The organism is Streptococcus jiangjianxini (assembly GCF_040225085.1).
Classification (GTDB): domain Bacteria; phylum Bacillota; class Bacilli; order Lactobacillales; family Streptococcaceae; genus Streptococcus; species Streptococcus jiangjianxini.
Genome location: NZ_JBEHGL010000002.1, coordinates 107,388 through 128,791, shown reverse-complemented (window position 1 = coordinate 128,791; position 21,404 = coordinate 107,388). Strand labels below are relative to the sequence as shown.

Genomic DNA, 21,404 nt, shown 5'->3' with positions numbered 1-21,404 from the left:
TTAGGCCTTTTTTTGATATACTGGTAAAGATTGATTTCGGAATAGAAAAGAGTAACAAAGAGACATGATAAGGTCCAAATACAATTGGAAAATAGAAGCTAACGAAGTAGATGACAGCTTTTTGAAATTAGCTAAAAAAAGAGGACTGGATGCTATCGCCGCCAAGCTTTTAGTAGATCGTGGGATTACCACAGAAGAGGCACTGGATGACTTTATCAATGCGGATTTATCTAAGCTTCACGATCCCTTTTTATTACACGATATGGAAAAATCTGTTAATCGGATTCGTCAGGCTATTGAAAATGATGAACAAATTTTGGTTTACGGTGATTATGATGCAGATGGCATGACCAGTGCTAGTGTTGTCAAGGAAACCTTGGAGATGATGGGAGCTGAAGTGCAGGTCTATCTGCCTAACCGTTTCACCGATGGGTATGGCCCCAACCTAAGTGTCTACAAGTATTATATTGAGCAACAAGACATTTCGCTGATTGTGACAGTGGATAATGGTGTTGCTGGTCATGAGGCTATTACCTATGCGCAAGAGCAAGGGGTTGATGTGATTGTAACAGACCACCATAGCTTGCCCGTTGACCTGCCTGATGCTTTTGCCATTGTCCATCCAGAACATCCAGAATCAAACTATCCCTTCAAGCATTTGGCAGGAGTGGGTGTTGCTTTTAAATTATCTTGTGCGCTTTTAGAAGCTATTCCTAGTGACTTTCTAGATTTGGTGGCGATTGGAACCATTGCTGATATGGTTAGTCTAACCGACGAGAATCGCATTATGGTTAAGGTCGGTCTGGAAATGCTCAAACAAACGGAACGTATCGGTCTACAGGAACTCTTGCAACTGTCAGATGTTGCTCCAGAAACCATCAATGAAGAGACTGTTGGCTTCACTATTGCTCCCCAGCTGAATGCATTAGGACGCTTAGATGATCCTAATCCAGCCATCGAGCTGTTAACGGGTTTTGACGATGAAGAAGCGCAAGCTATCGCCTTAGAAATCAAAGCCAAAAATGAAGAGCGTAAAGAACTGGTGCAAACCATTTACGATGAAGCTATGACTATGGTCGATTTGTCGAAACCAGTCCAAGTGTTAGCAAAAGAGGGTTGGCATCCAGGTGTCCTAGGAATTGTTGCCGGACGAATATTGGAAAATATCTCTCAAACGGTCATTGTTCTCACTATTGAAAATGGACTTGCTAAAGGTTCAGCACGCTCCCTTGACGTGTTAAATATTTTTGATGCTTTAGATCCTCACCGTGAGATATTTACAGCCTTCGGAGGTCATGCTGGTGCAGCAGGGATGACTTTGCCAGTTGAAAATTTAGAAACCTTGTCTGCTATTCTTTGTCAGTATGTTGAAGATAACCAGATTGATACTAGTGTTAAAAATACATTGGTATTGGATGAAGCGCTATTCTTGCCAGATTTAAGCTTAGCGTCACTCAAGAGTTTAGAGCGTTTAGCACCTTTTGGTATGGACCATAAAAAGCCTGTTTTCTGGCTCAAGGATTTTGAGATTCTTCAAGCGAGAACCATGGGGCAAAATAATGCCCATTTGAAACTAAAGGTTAGCCAAAATGGTGCGACATTTGATGTGGTTGCCTTTAACCAGGGGACTATGGCACAAGAGTTTCAGCAAGCTCAGCCGTTAGAACTAGCTGTGACCCTTTCTGTAAATATCTGGAATGGCCAAACGACCTTGCAACTCATGTTAGTAGATGCTCGCGTTGAAGGAGTTCAGCTGTTTGATATTCGTGCTAAGAATGCTCACCTACCTTTTGATGTGCCAGCCCTAACATCTGATTTAGTTCATAGTCAGTCAGCAGTTTTAGTGGATTTGCCTGAAAATCCTGAAGAGCTAAAAAGCTGGTTTGCTGCTAACGCGTTAGAAGTGATATATTTTAAAAATAGGATCAAAACACCTTATTACTTGTCAGGTTTTGGCACACGTCAGCAATTTGCAAAATTGTATAAAACAATCTACCAATTTCCAGAATTCGACATTCGTTTTAAATTAAAAGAACTTAGTCAATACCTCAAGATTGAAGATTATCTCTTAATCAAGATGATTCAGATTTTTGAAGAATTAGGTTTTGTTAGCATCAAAGATGGGATCATGACTGTCAATAAGGAAGCTGAGAAAAAAGAGATTGAGAGTAGCCAGATATATCAAGAATTGAAAAGAACTGTTAAATACCAGGAACTCATGGCTCTAGGAACGCCAAAAGAAATCTATGATTGGTTAGTGGAATAATTGATGACACCTTTAGCTAGAATAAATCTTCACTTATCTGATGATATTGTAACGATTAATGCCTTTTATTTGCTTCATATAAAATTGTTAAAGCAAACAGATGACCGACTGACTGCTTTACAACTCCATTTTAAAGCAGAATTCTGGCAAGAACGAAGAGAGTTTCCAGATCAGGGGTACCTTCTTGAACAGGCAGTCTTGGGAAGAACCATTGAGTCTATTTCGATTCTTGATCAGATGGGACGATTGAGCATTTATGATTTGCCTTATCTTAGCGATGACTTTGGAGCAAATAGCCTACAAAAATCCGGCTTGCTTGACGATGGCTCTCTGCTTATCGCAGTAGGGGAAAACCTGTAAGACAGTGGCTCTAGGATGAAGTGCTAAAACAGCTGTGATAGCAGTCTTTGAGACAGATTGCCAATCGTCTATGTTGGCTGGAGAAATGTTTATGTGAGGATTAGCTATTTTTGACGATTGGTTCTATCTTTATTTGGTTGGTTATGACAAAATAGAAGTGTGTAGCCCTAAACCTGATGGGCAAATTCTAATGTTCAGGGGTAAAGCAAGTCTATTGTAAGCTTGTGATGATGCAACAGTCCTTGTGCAGAATTTTTTGTAAGGGCTAGCCGAAGACGTGCTGAATTACTTAATGACAAAAAAGCCATTTCATAAGCTTTCTATCATTTGAACTTTCCAACTTATGGAAAATAGTGATATAATAATGTGTAAAAATAATTTTGAGAACACTCAAGAACAAGAATAGGGAGGATATGCGATTTTATTGGAATAATGAATCGCAGTAATACTATGGATTTAACAAAATACATCGCTTCAATCGAGAACTACCCACAAGAAGGCATCACTTTTCGTGATATCTCCCCCTTGATGGCGGATGGAAAAGCATATAGCTACGCTGTCCGTGAAATTGCGCAGTATGCTTGTGATCATGACATCGACATGATTGTTGGCCCTGAAGCGCGTGGTTTCATTATTGGTTGTCCGGTCGCGGTTGAACTTGGTATCGGTTTTGCACCCGTTCGTAAACCAGGAAAACTACCTCGCGAGGTGATTTCAGCTGACTATGAAAAAGAGTATGGCGTAGATACACTGACCATGCATGCTGATGCGATAAAATCAGGACAACGTGTCCTTATTGTTGATGACCTTTTGGCAACAGGTGGTACTGTTAAAGCAACCATTGAGTTGATTGAAAAACTTGGCGGTATCGTTGCTGGTTGTGCGTTTATGATTGAACTTGATGGGCTTAATGGTCGCGAGACAATCGGTGATTACGATACTAAAGTATTGATGAATTTCCCAGGATAATAGTTATAGATAATAACTATATCTAAAGCTAGTTTTTCCAAATTTGAAACCTATAACTCCCTTGGCTATAATAGTATCTATGACTAGGTAGAAAAGGGAGTTTTTATGCCAATAAAATTAGACACTCAATTACCCACTTTAAGCATATTACGTTCAGAAAACGTCTTTATCATGGATAATGAACGTGCCCAACATCAGAACATTCGTCCCTTGGAAATGTTAATTGTAAACCTCATGCCGACCAAGGAAGCAACAGAGGTACAACTCTTGAGATTACTGGCAAATACACCTTTGCAAATCAATGTAGACTTTCTTTATATGGAAAGTCACAAGTCAAAAAATACAGAAGTTCAGTATTTGAAAACGTTTTACAAGACCTTTGATGCTATTCAACATCGCTACTATGATGGCATGATTATCACGGGTGCTCCAGTCGAAACCATCCCTTTTGAAGAGGTTGATTATTGGCAGGAGTTGATTGCTATCTTTGATTGGGCAAAGAGTCATGTCTACTCAACCCTTCATCTTTGTTGGGGAGCGCAGGCATCGCTTTATCATAACTATGGCATCAATAAGATATTGCTAAAAGAAAAGTTGTCAGGTGTTTATGATCAGAAGGTTGAACATCCTGCCAATCTTTTGTTCCGTGGCTTTGATGATACCTTCAAGGCACCCCATTCTCGTTATACTGGTATTCTAGAAAAAGATGTTAAAGAAAAAACGAGGTTAATGGTTTTAGCTAAAGGACGTGAGGTAGGCGTATCGATACTTGCCTCTGATGATTTGCGAGAAGTTTATAGCTTTGGTCATTTAGAGTACGATCGTGATACCTTGGGAAATGAATATCTGAGAGACCAGAAGGCAGGTAAAAATCCCAAACTGCCTGTATCTTATTATCAAAATGATCAGCTGAAAGACGGGATTCAAATGCGCTGGAGTTTAGCAGCAGCAACCTTTTTCAGTAATTGGATTAACTATGCGGTTTACCAAGAAACGCCCTACCATTTGGAAGATTTAAAAAATACAATTAGAGGATTTTGATGACCTATACCCAAGCCATGAAGCAGGGACACATAGTCTTACCTGCTGCTTTATTATTTCATTATCACAAGATTTTTGAGTCAGCTGAAGATTTTTTGGTTTGGCAATTCTTTTATTTTCAAAATACTAGCCACAAGGAAGAAATGGCTTCTAGTGAAATTGCCGAAAGTATTGGTAAAACAGTCACAGATGTCAATCGCATTATCTCGCGGTTAACTGATCAAGATCTACTGGATATGAAGACGATTGAACTTGGTGGTGAAATTGAGATGATTTTTGATACCACGCCAGCTTTGGTTAAATTAGATGACCTGTTAGATGTTAAAAATGAGGCTCCCAAAACATCAGGCAATGCCTTTAAAGAATTGGTTCAAGATTTTGAAAACGAATTGGGTAGATTGTTGAGCCCCTTTGAGTTAGAAGATTTAACTAAGACAGTTAAAGAAGACGACATTGATCCAGATTTAGTTCGACAAGCACTGCGTGAAGCCGTTTTTAATAACAAGACCAGCTGGAATTATATCAATGCTATCTTACGAAATTGGAAACGTGACGGCATCACGACCGTCCGTCAAGTAGAAGAAAGACGACGTCAGCGTGAAGAAGCTGATCCCAACAAAGTCACTGTGTCAGATGATTTCCTTAATGCCATGAGTATTTGGGGGAATGAGAATTAATAGTAACTGAAAAGATTAGGTAAATATCTTGATCTTTTTTACTATATCAACTGAGATTTTTTCAGATTCCATCTCTATTTCTGATATGAGAAAGAGATTGCTGCATCATCTGTTATTCCTAGTTGTTTTATTTGTGCGTTGAGCTTGGTGCTAGTGTAAAATTTTTAAAAAGGAAGTTATTATTCTCTTTTTGATCCTAAATCATGGTATCTCACTTCTGGTTTATGGGAACTTTCAGGTTGCTTGTTCTGGGTTCATTTTCTTTTTGGAACTCCCCTCGCCTTATTTAGAACACCTTTCATCGTTCTGTTATATATTCTAATAACAATGGCACATGGAAAGACTTACTTTAAACTAAAAACGTGATTAGAAAGCCTGTTATTCTCTCAATTCTCCACCCACGTTTGGGTGGTTTTTTGGTATAATGGAAGTATTGTTAGAATGAAAGAGGGACGATGTAACAAATGGAAATACAACTATCAAAACGACTAGCAGAAGTAGCCAAGTTTGTCCCTAAAGACGCTGTTTTACTGGATGTCGGTAGTGATCATGCCTATCTCCCCATAGCTTTATTAGAACAAAACGTCATTAAGCGTGCTATTGCTGGTGAGGTGGTAGAAGGTCCTTATCAATCAGCTGTCAAAAATGTGCAGTCATCGAACTTGCCAGACAAGATTGAGGTCCGCTTGGCCAATGGCTTAGCTGCGTTTGATCCAAGAGATCACGTCACAGCGATTACTATCTGTGGCATGGGAGGACGTCTGATTTCAGATATTTTAGAAGCAGGTAAGGAAAAACTTGGTGCCATTGAGCGCTTAATTTTACAACCAAACAACCGCGAAGATGATTTACGACATTGGTTACAGGAAAATAATTTTCAAATTGTCTCTGAAATCATCATGACGGAAAATAAAAAATACTATGAAATTATAGTGGCAGAGCATGGTAGTATGGCTTTGAATAGTCGTGAATTAAGATTTGGACCACATCTGTTAAAAGAAAAAACAACCATTTTTAAGCAAAAGTGGCAAAGAGAATGGGATAAGTTAGCTTATGCTCATTCTTCTGTACCAGAAGATAAAAAGGTAGAGCGCGATATTCTCATCACTAAAATGACGGAGATTAAGGAGGTCATTGAAAATGCTGGCTAAAACATTAGTAGATCGATACGATATTTATTGTTCACCTAAACTTTCAATGGAAGGTGATGTGGTTGGGCTTCAAATAGGCAGTTTGGATAGGGAAATCAAGAAGGTTATGGTGACTCTTGATGTGCGTGAAAATACAGTGGCAGAAGCTATTGCCAAAGAGGTTGATTTGATTATCACCAAACACGCGCCTATTTTTAAAGGGCTCAAAGACCTGGTTTCATCTCCTCAACGCGATATCCTTTTGGATTTGGTAAAACATGATATTGCCGTCTATGTGAGTCATACTAATATCGATATTGTCCCAGATGGCTTGAATGATTGGTTTTGTCAGCTTTTAGGAATTGAAAATACGGAACCTCTGCTATTAACCGAGGATTCAGTAGGGATTGGTAGGATTGGTGATATATCTGAGCAATCTTTGGAGGATTTTGCTGAAAGAATCAAGAATAGTTTTGGATTAGATAGTGTTCGCTTGGTGCGTTATGATCATCAAAATCCAAGGATTTCAAAAGTCGCTATTTGTGGTGGCTCAGGACAATCTTTTTATCAAGAAGCTTTGTCTAAAGGAGCAGATGTGTATGTGACTGGTGATATATATTATCATACGGCGCAAGAAATGCTGACAGATGGGCTCTATGCGATTGACCCAGGTCACCACATTGAAGTGCTTTTTATTTCTGAAATAGCGAAACGCCTTAATCAGTGGAAACAGGAAGAAAACTGGGATGTAGAAGTGCTTGAAAGTCAGTCATCAACCAATCCCTTCTCGCATTTGTAGAGGTGGCTTATGATTGAATGGATGTCATCGCAAAATGTCGTTTTTCTGGCTCTACTAGCTGGTCTATTTACTTGGTTTTGTACTATTGTGGGGTCAGCCATCGTTTTTTTCTTCAAACGTATCAGTCGCAAACTCTTAGATGTGATGATGGGATTTGCAGCAGGGGTTATGATTGCGGCTTCTTTTTGGTCGCTTTTAGAGCCCTCCATTTCCTATGCTGAAAGTTCCTACGGTAAGTGGTCCTTTGTTCCCGCGGCGGTAGGTTTTCTCTTAGGAGGCTATTTTATCCGCTTAATTGATGCTTTGGTACCTCATTTGCATCTGGATAAAGAGATGGAAGATGTAGAAGGCTTACAGCCCGAAAAAAAATTATCCAAAACAGCGCTCTTATTTTTAGCGATCACCATACACAATATTCCAGAAGGTTTAGCTGTTGGTGTTACTTTTGGCGCCTTGGGACAAGGTAATTTTACCATTCCGGCTTTAGTTGGTGCCATCAGCCTAGCTGTTGGGATTGGCTTGCAAAATATTCCAGAAGGGGCTGCTCTATCTATCCCAATTCGGGCAGATGGTAAAAGTCGGAAAAGTGCCTTTTTTTTAGGCTCTATGTCAGCCATCGTAGAACCAATTGGTGCTGTTCTTGGTGCAGCACTGGTTCTTGCCATGATGCCCATTTTGCCTTATGCTTTATCTTTTGCGGCAGGGGCGATGATTTTTGTTGTCGTAGAAGAGTTGATTCCAGAATCACAAACCAATGGCAACACTGACATTGCTACTCTCGGCTTAATGATGGGCTTTGTGATTATGATGGTTATGGATGTGGCTCTGGGTTGAGTTACTTAGAAAGGACAAAAATGAAAGTTGCTATTATTGGTGCAGGCATAGTGGGGGCAACTGCTACCTACTATTTATCAAAAGAAGAGGATATCGAACTTACTGTCTTTGATCATGGTCTGGGTCAAGCGACAAAGGCTGCCGCAGGGATTATTAGCCCATGGTTTTCACGTCGTCGTAATAAGGCCTGGTATAAAATGGCTCGCTTAGGAGCTGATTTTTACCCGCAAATGGTTTCTGATTTAGAAAAGGATGGGTTTGATACCTCCTTTTATAAGCGAGTTGGTATTTTACTTCACAAAAAGACACCTGAACATTTCCAAGATTTATATGAACTGGCGCATAGTCGTATCGAGGAATCACCGTTAATTGGTGAGTTGACTATTCTTTCAGAAAAAGATGTTAAAGCAGCCTTTCCAGATTTACAGACTAAAGGTCAAATGCTTTATGCTTCAGGTGCGGCTCGATTGGACGGTGCGGCTTTGACACAAACACTATTACAAGCCTCAGCCTGCCCAGTTATACGTAAAGAAGTTACCTTGACAAAGGTAGCCGATGGCTATGAAATTGATAATCAGCTGTTTGATAGAGTCATTCTTGCTACGGGAGCCTGGTTAGGGAAACTATTGGAACCACTTGGCTACGAAGTTGATGTGCGTCCTCAAAAAGGTCAGTTATTAGATTACCAGTTTGAAAATTATCAAACGGAAAACCTTCCTGTCTTTATGCCCGAAGGGGAACTGGATGTGATTCCATTTGTTAATGGTAAGGTTTCTGTTGGTGCCAGTCATGAGAATGATAAGGGCTTCGATTTAACGGTGGATGAAGAGGTGCTGGATCGCTTAGAAGCAGAAGCTCGCTTCTTCTTCCCTAAGGTGGATGAGGCTGTGTCTAAAAGTGACCGTATCGGTATCAGAGCTTATACCAGTGATTTTTCACCTTTTTATGGTCAAGTCCCTGATTTAGAAGGGGTTTATGTCGCCAGTGGATTAGGTTCATCTGGTTTAACCACAGGTCCTCTAATTGCCAGAGAGCTTGTCGCTATGCTGAAAAATCAAGAGTTTTGGTTGCAGGCAGACGATTACAAAGCCTCTAACTATATTGACTATCCTGTTAAAGCTGACAACTAACATCAAAATATGGTAAAATAAAGCGATTACTAATTAAAGGAAAAGAAATTTCCTAATAAAAAAGGAGTCCTTCAATATGAAAGGTATTATTCTTGCCGGCGGTTCAGGAACACGTTTGTATCCTTTAACGCGTGCTGCTTCAAAACAGCTCATGCCCATTTATGACAAGCCAATGATTTTTTATCCCTTATCAACCTTGATGTTGGCTGGGATTAAAGATATTTTGGTGATTTCAACTCCGCAAGATTTGCCACGTTTTCGTGAGCTTTTAGGCGATGGTTCAGAGTTAGGAATTCGTTTAGAATATGCTGAACAACCAAGTCCAGATGGCTTGGCCCAAGCCTTTATCATTGGAGAAGAATTTATCGGTGATGACAATGTTGCCTTAGTATTGGGAGACAATATCTATCACGGAAATGGTTTAACCAAAATGCTTCAACGGGCTGCCGCCAAAAAATCAGGGGCAACCGTATTTGGTTACCAAGTTAAAGACCCAGAACGTTTTGGAGTTGTTGAGTTTGATGATGATATGAATGCTGTTTCTATCGAAGAAAAACCTGAGGAGCCAAAGTCAAACTTTGCGGTTACAGGACTTTACTTCTATGACAACGATGTGATTGAAATCGCTAAAAATATCAAACCCTCACCTCGTGGTGAATTAGAAATTACTGATGTTAATAAAGCTTACCTTGATCGTGGGGACTTATCAGTTGAGTTGATGGGCCGTGGCTTCGCATGGTTGGATACTGGTACACATGAGTCACTCCTTGAAGCAAGTCAGTATATTGAAACCGTTCAGCGGCTGCAAAATGTTCAAGTAGCAAATCTTGAAGAAATCGCCTATCGTATGGGCTATATCAGTAAGGAACAAGTCTATGAACTTGCTCAATCATTGAAGAAAAATGAATACGGACAATACTTGCTCCGTCTGATTGGAGAGGCATAATGACAGAGAATTTTTTTGGTAAGACCTTATCAGCTAGAAAGATTGATGCTATTCCTGGTATGTTAGAATTTGACATCCCTGTTCATGGTGACAATCGTGGCTGGTTTAAGGAGAATTTTCAAAAAGAGAAAATGCTACCCTTAGGATTTCCAGAGGCTTTCTTTGCGGAAGGAAAACTCCAAAATAACGTCAGCTTTTCTCGTAAGCATGTCTTGCGTGGACTTCATGCAGAGCCTTGGGACAAGTATATTTCGGTTGCAGATGACGGAAAAGTGCTTGGATCTTGGGTTGATTTGCGTGAGGGTGAGACTTTTGGAAATGTCTACCAAACAGAAATTGATGCTAGCAAGGGCATTTTTGTTCCTCGCGGTGTGGCAAACGGTTTCCAAGTCCTATCTGATAAAGTAGCCTATAGTTATTTGGTAAATGACTACTGGGCCTTGGAATTAAAACCAAAATACGCCTTTGTTAACTATGCAGATCCAAGCTTAGGGATAAAATGGGAAAATCTTGAAGCGGCAGAAGTATCTGAAGCCGATAAAAACCATCCAATGCTAAAGGATGTCAAACCATTGACCAAGGAAGAATTGTAAGATGTATAGTCGCTTTTTAGAGATTGCAAAGTCTTTAAATGAATTAGGAATCATCCCACTTTTAATGGGATCGGTTGGTCTAGAGCAGCGAACAGGTAGAAGTTGGGCAGCTCGTGATTTGGATATTCATGTCCCCAGTGACCCTAGAGGCTGGGAAGTACCCGATGAAGAACGGATTTATCGGGCAGATGAGTTGATTGCGATGATGGGACAACTAGGCTATATCTTAGTAGATCGCCACGAACATGAATTCCAAAAAGAAGGTTGTTCGGTAGAATTTGGTGGTCTTCATTCGCTTCCAGCTTTTGCAGGTGTTCCATTAGAAGACTTGGAAGAGCTGAGAGATGGCGATGTCCGCTACTATTTACCCACTCTGGAGCAATACTTAAAAATCTACCAAGCATCTTCTAAAGACAGTTATCGTAATGATAAGAATAATCAAAAAGACTTTGCTAAAATTGCTTATTTGAAAGAAATTTTAAACAAATAAGCCTATCTTGGTAATAACAAAATAACATTTATCGGAGAAATCATGTCTGAATTTAAGAATATCATCGTCACAGGAGGAGCTGGTTTTATCGGCTCAAATTTTGTGCATTATGTTTATAACAATCATCCAGATGTCCATGTGACAGTCTTGGATAAGCTAACCTATGCTGGAAATCGTGATAACCTAGTTGAAATTCTTGGGGATCGTGTTGAGCTAGTGGTTGGAGACATTGCTGATAGTGAATTAGTAGATAAGTTGGCAGCCAAAGCAGATGCCATTGTTCACTATGCGGCTGAAAGCCACAATGACAACTCATTGAATGATCCAAGTCCTTTTGTTCATACTAACTTTATCGGAACTTATACGCTTTTAGAGGCGGCTCGTAAATACGATATTCGTTTCCATCATGTCTCAACAGATGAGGTCTATGGTGACCTTCCGCTTCGTGAGGACTTGCCAGGTCATGGTGAGGGACCAGGTGAGAAATTCACTGCTGAGACCAACTACAATCCGTCATCGCCTTACTCCTCAACTAAGGCTGCATCGGACTTGATTGTTAAAGCTTGGGTTCGTTCATTTGGTGTCAAAGCAACGATTTCTAACTGTTCAAACAATTACGGTCCCTATCAACACATTGAAAAGTTTATTCCTCGTCAAATCACGAATATTTTAGCGGGAATTAAACCAAAACTATACGGTGAAGGTAAGAATGTCCGTGACTGGATTCATACCAATGACCATTCAACAGGTGTGTGGGCTATCTTAACTAAGGGGCGCATAGGCGAAACTTACCTGATTGGTGCCGATGGTGAAAAGAACAACAAAGAAGTTCTTGAATTGATTCTTGAAAAGATGGGGCAACCTAAAGATGCCTATGATCACGTAACGGATCGTGCTGGACATGATTTGCGCTATGCTATTGATTCTAGCAAGCTCCGTGAAGAACTTGGTTGGGAACCACAATTTACAAACTTCACAGAAGGTTTGGAAGATACGATTAAATGGTATACTGACAACCAAGATTGGTGGAAAGCAGAAAAAGAAGCCGTTGAAGCTAAATATGCTGCAACACAAAAAGTGTTAAAATAAATGCAAAAAACTAAGGCTCTCTAATTTCTGTGGTGGGTAAAATACCGCAGGGATTATAGAGTTTTTTTTTTAGTGCGAAAACGATATGACTTATAATGAAAAGTAAGCGATGCATAACGGAGTATATTAAAAACGTTCCAAAGTCAAGCTGACTCTGGAACGTTTTGCTATTTGCATCTCTCCTGATGTTTTTAGCCCACGACAAATACACCTCTAGACCTTCCTTTTGGCAAGAGATTCCTCATCGAAAGATGTTATAGAAAATAAGTGATGCATGTTTCAGCGTTTAAGCTATGATGTTTACAATGGAAGAACCTTGACGGAGCTTCGTTTTGTAACGGATGTCTGGAATCATAACTGATGAATAACCTTATCTAGAAGATAATGGCAGTTATAAAAAAGAGGAGGGACGCTTTGAACGACTCTCTAAGGTTAGGTATAAATCTACCTCTAGGAATCATTCATTGCTCCAACCTTTTTTATTTTCCAAAGATATTTTTCACTTTGTCAACGACGCCACTAACGGCGTCAGAGTTTTCAACTAATGCTTTGGCTTTATCGAAATATTGTCCTAAATCGTCTTTATGATCCTCGATAAAGTTTTTAGCTTCTGAAAAATCTTTTTTGGCAATCATTTCTTTTACTTGGTCAAATAATTCTTGTGGTTTCATAAATAAATACCTCTTTTCTATGTTCATTAAACCACTTTATAGTGGATTTAGCAATTATTTGAATAAGAGACTCACACATTCAGGGACATGAAAGTCGTTTGGTATAAGTTCCAAAATAGAGTGTATGGAGCATATGAGAAATGTCCTCTGTGATTTTTTAGTTCTTGAAGAAATTATAGCACATTTTAGAAGATAACTTGTTATAATAGTTAGATAAGTGAAAGAGGTGGTTAAATGACTAAGCTGGCAACTATTTGCTACATTGATAACGGTCAAGAGCTCTTGCTCATGCACCGGAATAAAAAAGAAAATGACGTTCACGAAGGCAAGTGGATTTCTGTGGGAGGAAAATTAGAAGCTGGAGAATCTCCTGAAGAATGTGCTATTCGTGAAATTTTAGAAGAAACCCATTTAACCGTTAAGGAAATGGATTTTCGTGGAATGATTACCTTTCCAAACTTTACACCAGGTCATGATTGGTATACCTACGTTTATAAAATCACAGATTTTGAAGGACAGCTGATCTCAGATGAAGAGTCAAGAGAGGGGACCTTGGAGTGGGTGCCTTACGATAAAGTTCTAGACAAGCCAACATGGGAAGGAGATTATCTCATGTTCAAATGGATTCTAGAAGATGTTCCTTTTTTCTCAGCAAAGTTCACCTATGAGAATAATGTTCTGATTGACCAAGATGTAACCTTTTATGGCAAAACAAACTAAAGGAGGTAATATGAATCAATCTGAAGAGAAAAAAATGAGCCTAAGTTGGTTTTTTAAATGGTTCTTAAACAATAAGGGAACCATGGTTCTGTTGATTAGCCTCTTACTGTTTTTAAATGTGTTTGTCTTCACTAAGATAGCGCATTTATTTGAGCCGGTCGTTGCTTTTTTAACAGTTATCATGTTACCTATTATTATTTCCGCATTACTGTATTATCTATTAAAGCCTTTTGTAGACTTTTTTGAGTATAAGCTGCATCTGAAGCGAACGCTAGCTATTGCTCTTGTTTTTGTTATCGTTATTGCGCTTTTAATTTGGGGCGTAGCAGTTTTGGTGCCATCTATTGAAACCCAATTGACTAACTTTGCGAATAATTTACCTGGTTATATAGAAGATATCGAAAGACAGATGACTAATCTTCTAACTGATCGTCAATTAAGTCATTACAATATTGAATTACAAAAAATAATCAATAATTTTTCTGATAGTGCCATCAATTATGCGCAATCTTTGTCCAAGTCAGCAGTCACATGGGCAGGTGATTTTGCCTCTACCGTGGCTCGAGTAGCTGTGGCCATTATGATTTCGCCTTTTATTCTCTTTTATTTACTAAGAGATGGTGATCGTTTGAAGTATTATGTGTCCCAATTTTTACCTCCAAAGTTACGGGTACCAACACGCCGTGTTATGACAAAAGTCAACCAGCAATTATCAAGTTACGTTCAAGGACAAGTACTGGTTTCCATTGTCGTAGCGATGCTTTTTTCCGTTATGTTCAGTGTTATCGGACTTAATTTTGGCGTGACATTAGGTATTATCGCTGGTTTCTTAAACCTTATTCCTTATTTAGGAAGTTTTGTAGCCATGATTCCAGTTTTTATATTAGCCTTCGTAGCTGGCCCCGCCATGGTGGTCAAGTGTATTATTGTCTTTACCATTGAACAAACGATTGAGGGGCGCCTTGTCACTCCGTTAGTGATTGGTAGTAAATTGCAAATCCATCCGATTACGATTTTATTTGTCCTGTTAACAGCAGGTACCTTGTTTGGCGTTTTGGGTGTTTTCTTGGCCATTCCCATCTATGCTTCAGTCAAAGTGGTGGCTATTGAAGTATTTGAATGGTATAAAGTGGTTAGTGGTCTGTACAAGTCTGATTTTTTAGAGGAGAATGCTGAAGATGTGGAATAGTGAAAAAATGGTGGCGTCCATTCAAAGTCAGGACCTACAACATGCAGATAAGTATTTTGAGCGTGCGCTAAGAGAAGATGATGAGCAAATCTTGCTGGAGTTAGGAGCTTACTTAGAGAGTATTGGATTTCTCCCACAGGCGAAACGGATTTATGATCAATTACGAGAGCGATATCCAGAGGTTAATCTTAATTTGGCCCAAATTGTTGCGGAAGATGGAGATATTGAAGAAGCCTTTCTCTATTTGGATGCAATCGATTCAGAGTCTGAAGATTACGTCAATGCCTTGATTATTATGGCAGACCTTTATCAAATGGAAGGTCTAGCAGATGTGGCAAGAGACAAGTTAGAACAAGCTCTCTCTTTATCAGATCATCCCTTAATTCGTTTCGGATTGGCCGAAATGCAGATGGAAGTTGGTGATTTTAAAGAAGCCATCACCAACTATGCCACTCTTGATAACCGCGACATTTTAGAGGAAACAGGTATTTCTACCTATGAGCGCATTGGGCGTGCCTATGCGGACATGGGAAAATTTGAATCTGCCATTGAGTTTCTAGAAAAAGCCGTTGAGATTGATTATGACGATATGACCGTTTTTGAATTGGCAACTCTTTTGTTTGAACAAGAGGAATATCAAAGAGCCAACCTTTACTTTAAACAATTGGATACCATGAATCCTGATTTCGCCGGGTACGAGTACTATTATGCCCAGTCTCTTCATGAAGAACACAGGATAGAAGAAGCATTAACATTAAGCCAACAGGGCCTATCCAAAAATGAATATGACAGTCAGCTCTTGTTGCTTGCTTCACAATTAGCCTATGAAAATCACGAAGCTAAATTATCCGAATCCTATCTCTTATCCGCTAAAGAATTGGCAGAAGATATGGAAGAAGTCGTTCTGCGTTTAACGAATCTTTATTTAGAAGAAGAACGTTATGAGGAAGTTGTAAGCATGGCAGAAGAAGATATTGATAATCTTTTAGCTAAATGGAATATTGCGAAGGCATACAAAGCTCTGGATCAAGAGGAAGAAGCTTTTGCGATTTACCAAGACCTTGCCAAAGACCTCAACCAAAATCCAGACTTTCTCTATGATTATGCTTATATCTTAAGAGAATTCGGTCAACTTAAAAAGGCAGAAGAAACAGCCAAAGCTTACTTAACCTTGGTGCCAGATGACTTAAACATGCAAAATTTCTTAGAAGAATTAGACTTTTAAAGGATTTGAGAGCACTCAAATTCTTTTTTTATTAAAATAATGATTTCACAAATGAAAATTTCACAAACTTTTCTAAAAAGTGCTATAATAAAAGCGATAAAAAAGATTGGAGAAAAAAGTCATGACTGAAGAAAAACAAGCTTTTGGTGCTGATTTAGTGGTAGATAGTTTGATTAACCACAAGGTTGATTATGTATTTGGTATTCCAGGAGCTAAAATCGACCGCGTTTTTGACACGCTTGAGGATAAAGGTCCAGAATTAATCGTAGCTCGTCACGAACAAAATGCTGCTTTTATGGCGCAAGCGGTTGGCCGTATTACTGGTGAACCAGGAGTTGTCTTAGTAACAAGTGGACCAGGTGTCTCTAATTTAGCAACAGGACTTGTTACGGCAACTGATGAAGGAGATGCTGTTTTAGCCCTTGGTGGTCAGGTTAAGCGTGGTGATCTTCTCAAACGTGCTCACCAATCAATGAATAATGTGGCCATGCTTGAACCAATCACCAAGTATTCAGCCGAAGTTCATGATCCAGATACGCTTTCTGAAACCATTGCCAATGCTTATCGTTTAGCAAAAGAAGGTAAACCAGGAGCTAGCTTCATCTCAATTCCTCAAGACGTTACAGATAGCAAGGTTTCTGTTAAGGCTATTAAACCATTAACAGAACCTAAATTAGGATCTGCATCCGTTGAAGATATCAACTACTTGGCGCAAGCTATCAAGAATGCTGTATTACCAGTATTGCTACTAGGTAACGGAGCCTCCTCAGCTAAAGTAACAGCAAGTATTCGTCGGCTCTTAGAGTCTACTAATCTCCCAGTTGTAGAAACCTTCCAAGGTGCAGGAATTGTCTCACGTGAACTTGAAGATGAAACATTCTTCGGACGCGTCGGTCTTTTTCGGAATCAACCGGGTGACATGTTGCTTAAAAAGTCTGACCTTGTTATTGCTATTGGTTATGACCCAATTGAATACGAAGCACGTAACTGGAATGCGGAAATTTCAGCACGGATTGTGGTTATCGATGTGGATCAAGCGGAAATCGATACTTACTTCCAACCCGAACGTGAACTGATCGGTGACATCTCTGGCACACTTGATTTGCTCTTGCCTGCCATTAAAGGTTACCAATTACCAGAAGGCTCTCGTGAGTATTTGGTATCTCTGCGGGATATTACCAATAAAGATGTTAAATTTGACCGTAGCCAAACTCAAGAAGGTCGCTTGCACCCGCTTGATTTGATTGATCGTTTGCAAGATCAAGTGACCGATGATATGACTGTTACAGTTGATGTTGGTAGTCACTACATTTGGATGGCACGCTACTTCAAATCATACGAAGCTCGTCATCTTCTTTTCTCAAATGGTATGCAAACCCTTGGTGTAGCACTTCCTTGGGCAATCTCTGCAGCCTTAATTCGTCCAAATACAAAAGTTGTTTCTGTATCTGGTGATGGTGGCTTCCTCTTCTCAGGACAAGAGCTGGAAACAGCAGTTCGTCTTAAATTGCCAATCGTTCATATCATCTGGAATGACGGCAAGTATAACATGGTAGAATTCCAAGAAGAAATGAAATACGGTCGTTCTTCAGGTGTAGCATTTGGACCGGTTGACTATGTCAAATACGCTGAAAGTTTCGGTGCGAAAGGCTACCGCGCAACTAGCAAGGAAGAATTTTCAACTATTTTGGAAAAAGCTCTTGCTGAAGCCGTTAATGGTCCAGTTATGATTGATGTGCCAGTGGATTATAAAGATAACATCAAACTTGGTGAGACCATCCTTCCTGACGAATTTTATTAAGGAGTAACTTATGACACAAGTAACCAAACTATTTCAATATGGTACCTTAGGTGCTTTGATGACAGGACTTTATGATGGCACACTGACTATCAGTGAGCTTCTAGAACATGGTGATATTGGAATTGGAACACTTGATCAGATTGATGGGGAGCTGATTGTTCTTGATGGCAAGGCCTATCAGGCTAAATCGACAGATGGTCAGCTTGAAGTTTTGGAAGTTTCTTCTGATATGACAGTCCCCTATGCAGCAGTTGTCCCTCATAAAGTTGCTCATTCTTTTGAGCAGGATCAAGTGATTTCGGATAGAGAGTTACACGCTAAAATTGAAACTTATTTTGAAGGGCAAAATCTTTTTAAATCCTTTAAAATGCACGGAAATTTTAAAAAGATGCACGTACGCATGATTCCAACTGCCAAAACTGGAGAATCCTTTGTCAAAGTAGCTGCAAATCAGCCTGAACACACTGCAGAAAATGTTAGTGGAACAATCGTTGGCATCTGGACACCAGAACTTTTTCATGGCATCGGAGTAGCAGGTTATCATTTGCATTTCCTATCAGATGATCATAGTTTTGGGGGCCACATTATGGATTATGTCATGATAAATGGTCACATCGAAATTGGGGATATTGCTCAACTGGATCAGCGTTTCCCCGTTACTGATGAAAAATACCTCAAATCTAATTTCAATTTAGACCAAATGAAATCAGATATTACAGCAGCAGAATAAGAAAAAACAGATTAGAACCCAATCGGTAACTTGAAGTGATTTCTGATGACGTTTGATTTCTATGACGTTAAAAGTGACAAAGGGACATGGAATTGGAAAACAAAGTGGGAAAATTTTATGTCATGCCTTGGAACTGTAAAAGTTAATAGCATCATTGAATAACAGTCTTCTATCATCTATCTGAAATTAATTCAATAAAAGTAAAGAAACTAAAGACTTTGAACTGCCTCTGTCAAGTAGACAATGAAATAACAAAAGAAACTGCCTTGTTCCTCTTGAAATGAGGAACGAGGCAGTTGCGCTTTTCTTGACAATACTGGTTATTGTAACAATAGATATAGGTATCACTAGCACTTCAAAGTTCTTGCAATATCTTCGACAATCAAAAGCAGACCTTGTTGACTTGATATGATGGACTTCAGCTCTATCTGCTATCTGTGTCGCCTAGTCTACTTTTGATTTTTATTGAGTATGAGTAGGGCGAGTCGAAAGTAATGAAGTATCAAAGTTCCTTCATTTGACTGTAAACTCACAACACTTCGTTTTAAAGCGACCAAAGAAGCTCTCAATCTGTACTTACCAATACGGGACATTGAGCGTGTTATCTGATGTTGTGTCACTGATAGCATGGGCTTGACTCCGTCGTCCCACTGATTGCTTATGTTCTAGATAGAATGCTACAATTATCTACTTTTCCTCTACTGATTTCAGACTTTTTTGACATATGAAAAGTCCCCTAGTAGCTTTCTTTTAGTGAGATTTTTGCTTGTTCACTATCCACTACAAGGGGAGCATATCAGTCTATATCAGCTTCTTTGTCTTTATTTTCTCGGCATTTTCATGCTTTGAATTTTTTCTTCAGTCGGGGTTACCCTAAGTGTTTTTTGTCCGGTATAGGTTACAAAGCCTGGTTTGGCAGCTGTTGGTTTATGCAATTTTTTGACCTCAATCATGTCTACCTGTACCAAATTAGACAAGCGAGCTTTAGAATAATAAGCGGCTAACTCAGCAGCATCTGTTTTGACGTCATCGCTTGGTTCAAGGTTATCCTTAATTAAAACGTGACTACCTGGAATGTCCTTGGCGTGGAACCACAGTTCCCCTTTTTTAGCTATTTTAAAGGTCAATTCCTCATTCTGAAGATTGTTTCGCCCAACCATGATGATGGTTTGTCCATCGGAAGCCAGGTATTGTTCTGGTTTTTTCCGCTTATGACGTTTATCAGTGGAACGACGCTTCATAAAGCCAGACTCAATAAGCTCTTCACGAATATCACCAATGTCATCCATAGTTGCTTGAGAAAGATTGACATCGACACTTTCAAAATAAGCAATACTTTGTTTGGTCTCTTCAATTAAGCCTTTGAGGTGTTTAACAGCCTCTTTGAGTTTTTGATATTTTTTAAAATATCGTTGAGCATTTTGATTGGGACTTAGAGTAAGGTCTAAAGGAATGGTAATGGGCTCACCAGTGTAATAATTATCTAGAGTCACCGAATCTTTATCATTAGGAACCATGGCCATATAAGTAGTTAACAGCTCTCCTTTTTGGCGGAAGTCTTCCGCAGATTCGGTCGCTGCTAATTCAGCTTCTTGTTTGACTAGTTTTTTACGATTTTTTTCCAATTCATTTTGCACGCGGTGGATCAAATCGCTAGCTTGCTGGCTGATACGATCTTGTTCCGCCTTTTCTTGGTAAAAGTGGTCCATCAATTCTGATAAGCTATCAAAAAATTGGCTCGAATTGGAAAAAGCGACCGCTGAGAATGACTTTTCAGTTAAACTTGGCTGACATTCTTGAGCAAAAAAGGTGCGGAAGGCTTTGAGTTTCTGGTCAGCAGTGGAGAGTTTTTTGGATAATTCTTTAGCCGTATCACGTCCTAAGCCTTGAAAGGCTTGCTGCAAGTTTTTAACTGATAAGTCAGTGGTTTGAAGAATTTCAAATAACTTGGCATCTTCAACTGTGAAAGGATTCAAGGCATCTGTCTTTGGAGGAGCAATGTAGCTTGACCCTGGTAAAATGGTTCGATAAGAGTTTTGCGAGAAGCCAACGTGTTTGATGGACTCGATGATTTTGCCTTCATTTTTATCAATCAAGATGATGTTACTGTGTTTGCCCATGATTTCGATGACCAGAGTTACTTTAACGTGATCGCCGATTTCATTTTTATTAGAAACAGTGATTTCTAAAATCCGATCGTTTTCAATTTGATTGACCGATTCAATGACAGCCCCTTGCAAATATTTACGCATAATCATGGTATAGGTGTTTGGGGTTTGTGGATTTTGAAAATCTGCCTTTGTTGTTTGAATGCGTCCGAAAACAGGATGGGCAGACAAAAGTAACTTGTAGTTTTGACGATTGTTGCGAATGCTTAGGACTAATTCACGTTCAAAAGGCTGGTTAACCTTTTGGATACGTCCATATAAAATAGATTCTTGTAATTCTTTAGTTAAGTGATGTAAAAAAAAGCCGTCGAAAGACATGGTTATCAATCTCCTAATATCAGTGTATTATTAAATAGTCACTAGTTTTACTACCGTTTCAATGTATCAGTTTATTATACCACAAGTCAGAGGTAGATAAGTTTTTAAGGATTTTTTGAAAAACCGATTGCAATTGTCAGCATTTATAGTATAATGATACAAAATAGATGGAAGGAAGTACTGATATGACAACACAAATCACACTTTGGCAAAGCTGGCGTAGATAAAAGTTGTGTTTGTGTGGTTTAGCATAGATAC

General features: G+C 39.3%; 20 protein-coding genes. 18 read left to right on the top strand and 2 right to left on the bottom strand.

Annotation, left to right across the window (positions count from 1 at the left end):
- The first annotated feature begins 64 nt into the window (after positions 1–64).
- The 13 genes from recJ to rfbB all read left to right on the top strand — a co-directional run bounded on the left by recJ (position 65) and on the right by rfbB (position 12,324).
- Positions 65–2,266, top strand: coding sequence for a single-stranded-DNA-specific exonuclease RecJ (gene recJ, locus ABP870_RS01740; protein ID WP_350013776.1), 2,202 nt, complete (start codon positions 65–67; stop codon positions 2,264–2,266).
- Between the two features lie 3 nt (positions 2,267–2,269).
- On the top strand, positions 2,270–2,626 hold the full coding sequence (locus ABP870_RS01735; RefSeq protein WP_350013775.1) for a hypothetical protein: 357 nt from the start codon (positions 2,270–2,272) through the stop codon (positions 2,624–2,626).
- A 450-nt stretch (positions 2,627–3,076) separates the two neighbouring features.
- Positions 3,077–3,595 (top strand): adenine phosphoribosyltransferase, encoded by a 519-nt coding sequence (locus ABP870_RS01730; protein WP_350013844.1) that lies wholly within the window; start codon positions 3,077–3,079, stop codon positions 3,593–3,595.
- Positions 3,596–3,700: 105 nt separating this feature from the next.
- Positions 3,701–4,636, top strand: coding sequence for a homoserine O-succinyltransferase (locus ABP870_RS01725; RefSeq protein ID WP_350013774.1), 936 nt, complete (start codon positions 3,701–3,703; stop codon positions 4,634–4,636).
- Entirely contained in the window at positions 4,636–5,313 is a 678-nt protein-coding gene (locus ABP870_RS01720) for a DnaD domain-containing protein (RefSeq protein ID WP_350013773.1), read from the top strand. Before ABP870_RS01725 ends, ABP870_RS01720 begins: the two co-directional genes overlap by 1 nt.
- Before the next feature lie 464 nt (positions 5,314–5,777).
- Positions 5,778–6,464 carry a tRNA (adenine(22)-N(1))-methyltransferase gene (locus ABP870_RS01715; protein WP_350013772.1) on the top strand — a complete coding sequence of 229 codons (687 nt, stop codon included), beginning with the start codon at positions 5,778–5,780 and terminating at the stop codon, positions 6,462–6,464.
- Positions 6,454–7,242 (top strand): Nif3-like dinuclear metal center hexameric protein, encoded by a 789-nt coding sequence (locus tag ABP870_RS01710; RefSeq protein ID WP_350013771.1) that lies wholly within the window; start codon positions 6,454–6,456, stop codon positions 7,240–7,242. The genes ABP870_RS01715 and ABP870_RS01710 overlap by 11 nt, the downstream gene beginning before the upstream one ends.
- A gap of 9 nt (positions 7,243–7,251) precedes the next feature.
- Entirely contained in the window at positions 7,252–8,076 is an 825-nt protein-coding gene (locus tag ABP870_RS01705) for a ZIP family metal transporter (RefSeq protein ID WP_405054523.1), read from the top strand.
- Between the two features lie 20 nt (positions 8,077–8,096).
- Positions 8,097–9,206 (top strand): NAD(P)/FAD-dependent oxidoreductase, encoded by a 1,110-nt coding sequence (locus ABP870_RS01700; RefSeq protein WP_350013770.1) that lies wholly within the window; start codon positions 8,097–8,099, stop codon positions 9,204–9,206.
- Positions 9,207–9,282: 76 nt separating this feature from the next.
- A complete protein-coding gene (gene rfbA, locus ABP870_RS01695) occupies positions 9,283–10,152 on the top strand; it encodes a glucose-1-phosphate thymidylyltransferase RfbA (protein ID WP_350013769.1) in 870 nt (289 codons plus the stop codon).
- Positions 10,152–10,745, top strand: a complete 594-nt coding sequence (locus ABP870_RS01690) for a dTDP-4-dehydrorhamnose 3,5-epimerase family protein (RefSeq protein WP_350013768.1) — start codon at positions 10,152–10,154, stop codon at positions 10,743–10,745. Before rfbA ends, ABP870_RS01690 begins: the two co-directional genes overlap by 1 nt.
- A gap of 1 nt (position 10,746) precedes the next feature.
- Positions 10,747–11,235, top strand: coding sequence for a phosphoribosylanthranilate isomerase (locus ABP870_RS01685; RefSeq protein ID WP_350013767.1), 489 nt, complete (start codon positions 10,747–10,749; stop codon positions 11,233–11,235).
- 42 nt (positions 11,236–11,277) lie between these two features.
- On the top strand, positions 11,278–12,324 hold the full coding sequence (rfbB, locus tag ABP870_RS01680) for a dTDP-glucose 4,6-dehydratase (RefSeq protein WP_018379794.1): 1,047 nt from the start codon (positions 11,278–11,280) through the stop codon (positions 12,322–12,324).
- A gap of 479 nt (positions 12,325–12,803) precedes the next feature.
- On the opposite strand, the gene ABP870_RS01675 is transcribed toward rfbB, so the two are convergent.
- Entirely contained in the window at positions 12,804–12,995 is a 192-nt protein-coding gene (locus ABP870_RS01675) for a hypothetical protein (RefSeq protein ID WP_062708960.1), read from the bottom strand.
- A gap of 234 nt (positions 12,996–13,229) precedes the next feature.
- On the opposite strand from ABP870_RS01675, the gene ABP870_RS01670 reads away from it, so the two are divergent.
- The 5 genes from ABP870_RS01670 (at position 13,230) to budA (ending at position 18,660) form a co-directional block, all read left to right on the top strand.
- Complete coding sequence (locus ABP870_RS01670) at positions 13,230–13,715, top strand: NUDIX hydrolase (protein ID WP_350013766.1); 486 nt, start codon at positions 13,230–13,232, stop codon at positions 13,713–13,715.
- A 10-nt stretch (positions 13,716–13,725) separates the two neighbouring features.
- The gene (locus ABP870_RS01665) at positions 13,726–14,904 is read left to right on the top strand and encodes an AI-2E family transporter (protein WP_350013765.1); all 1,179 of its coding nucleotides are present in this window, start codon (positions 13,726–13,728) and stop codon (positions 14,902–14,904) included.
- The gene (locus ABP870_RS01660) at positions 14,894–16,129 is read left to right on the top strand and encodes a tetratricopeptide repeat protein (protein WP_350013764.1); all 1,236 of its coding nucleotides are present in this window, start codon (positions 14,894–14,896) and stop codon (positions 16,127–16,129) included. The genes ABP870_RS01665 and ABP870_RS01660 overlap by 11 nt, the downstream gene beginning before the upstream one ends.
- A gap of 121 nt (positions 16,130–16,250) precedes the next feature.
- On the top strand, positions 16,251–17,930 hold the full coding sequence (alsS, locus tag ABP870_RS01655) for an acetolactate synthase AlsS (RefSeq protein ID WP_350013763.1): 1,680 nt from the start codon (positions 16,251–16,253) through the stop codon (positions 17,928–17,930).
- Positions 17,931–17,940: 10 nt separating this feature from the next.
- A complete protein-coding gene (gene budA, locus ABP870_RS01650; protein WP_350013762.1) occupies positions 17,941–18,660 on the top strand; it encodes an acetolactate decarboxylase in 720 nt (239 codons plus the stop codon).
- Between the two features lie 821 nt (positions 18,661–19,481).
- On the opposite strand, the gene ABP870_RS01645 is transcribed toward budA, so the two are convergent.
- The gene (locus tag ABP870_RS01645) at positions 19,482–21,146 is read right to left on the bottom strand and encodes an Rqc2 family fibronectin-binding protein (RefSeq protein WP_350013761.1); all 1,665 of its coding nucleotides are present in this window, start codon (positions 21,144–21,146) and stop codon (positions 19,482–19,484) included.
- Between the last annotated feature and the right edge of the window lie 258 nt (positions 21,147–21,404).

Coding starts and splice junctions, on each gene's coding strand:
- ABP870_RS01685 (WP_350013767.1), top strand. CDS start 10,747: ATGTATAGTCGCTTTTTAGAGATTGCAAAGTCTTTAAATGAATTAGGA.
- ABP870_RS01675 (WP_062708960.1), bottom strand. CDS start 12,995: ATGAAACCACAAGAATTATTTGACCAAGTAAAAGAAATGATTGCCAAA.
- ABP870_RS01665 (WP_350013765.1), top strand. CDS start 13,726: ATGAATCAATCTGAAGAGAAAAAAATGAGCCTAAGTTGGTTTTTTAAA.
- ABP870_RS01705 (WP_405054523.1), top strand. CDS start 7,252: ATGATTGAATGGATGTCATCGCAAAATGTCGTTTTTCTGGCTCTACTA.
- ABP870_RS01690 (WP_350013768.1), top strand. CDS start 10,152: ATGACAGAGAATTTTTTTGGTAAGACCTTATCAGCTAGAAAGATTGAT.
- ABP870_RS01715 (WP_350013772.1), top strand. CDS start 5,778: ATGGAAATACAACTATCAAAACGACTAGCAGAAGTAGCCAAGTTTGTC.
- alsS (WP_350013763.1), top strand. CDS start 16,251: ATGACTGAAGAAAAACAAGCTTTTGGTGCTGATTTAGTGGTAGATAGT.
- recJ (WP_350013776.1), top strand. CDS start 65: ATGATAAGGTCCAAATACAATTGGAAAATAGAAGCTAACGAAGTAGAT.
- ABP870_RS01725 (WP_350013774.1), top strand. CDS start 3,701: ATGCCAATAAAATTAGACACTCAATTACCCACTTTAAGCATATTACGT.
- rfbA (WP_350013769.1), top strand. CDS start 9,283: ATGAAAGGTATTATTCTTGCCGGCGGTTCAGGAACACGTTTGTATCCT.
- ABP870_RS01735 (WP_350013775.1), top strand. CDS start 2,270: ATGACACCTTTAGCTAGAATAAATCTTCACTTATCTGATGATATTGTA.
- ABP870_RS01660 (WP_350013764.1), top strand. CDS start 14,894: ATGTGGAATAGTGAAAAAATGGTGGCGTCCATTCAAAGTCAGGACCTA.
- ABP870_RS01645 (WP_350013761.1), bottom strand. CDS start 21,146: ATGTCTTTCGACGGCTTTTTTTTACATCACTTAACTAAAGAATTACAA.
- ABP870_RS01670 (WP_350013766.1), top strand. CDS start 13,230: ATGACTAAGCTGGCAACTATTTGCTACATTGATAACGGTCAAGAGCTC.
- rfbB (WP_018379794.1), top strand. CDS start 11,278: ATGTCTGAATTTAAGAATATCATCGTCACAGGAGGAGCTGGTTTTATC.
- budA (WP_350013762.1), top strand. CDS start 17,941: ATGACACAAGTAACCAAACTATTTCAATATGGTACCTTAGGTGCTTTG.
- ABP870_RS01720 (WP_350013773.1), top strand. CDS start 4,636: ATGACCTATACCCAAGCCATGAAGCAGGGACACATAGTCTTACCTGCT.
- ABP870_RS01710 (WP_350013771.1), top strand. CDS start 6,454: ATGCTGGCTAAAACATTAGTAGATCGATACGATATTTATTGTTCACCT.
- ABP870_RS01730 (WP_350013844.1), top strand. CDS start 3,077: ATGGATTTAACAAAATACATCGCTTCAATCGAGAACTACCCACAAGAA.
- ABP870_RS01700 (WP_350013770.1), top strand. CDS start 8,097: ATGAAAGTTGCTATTATTGGTGCAGGCATAGTGGGGGCAACTGCTACC.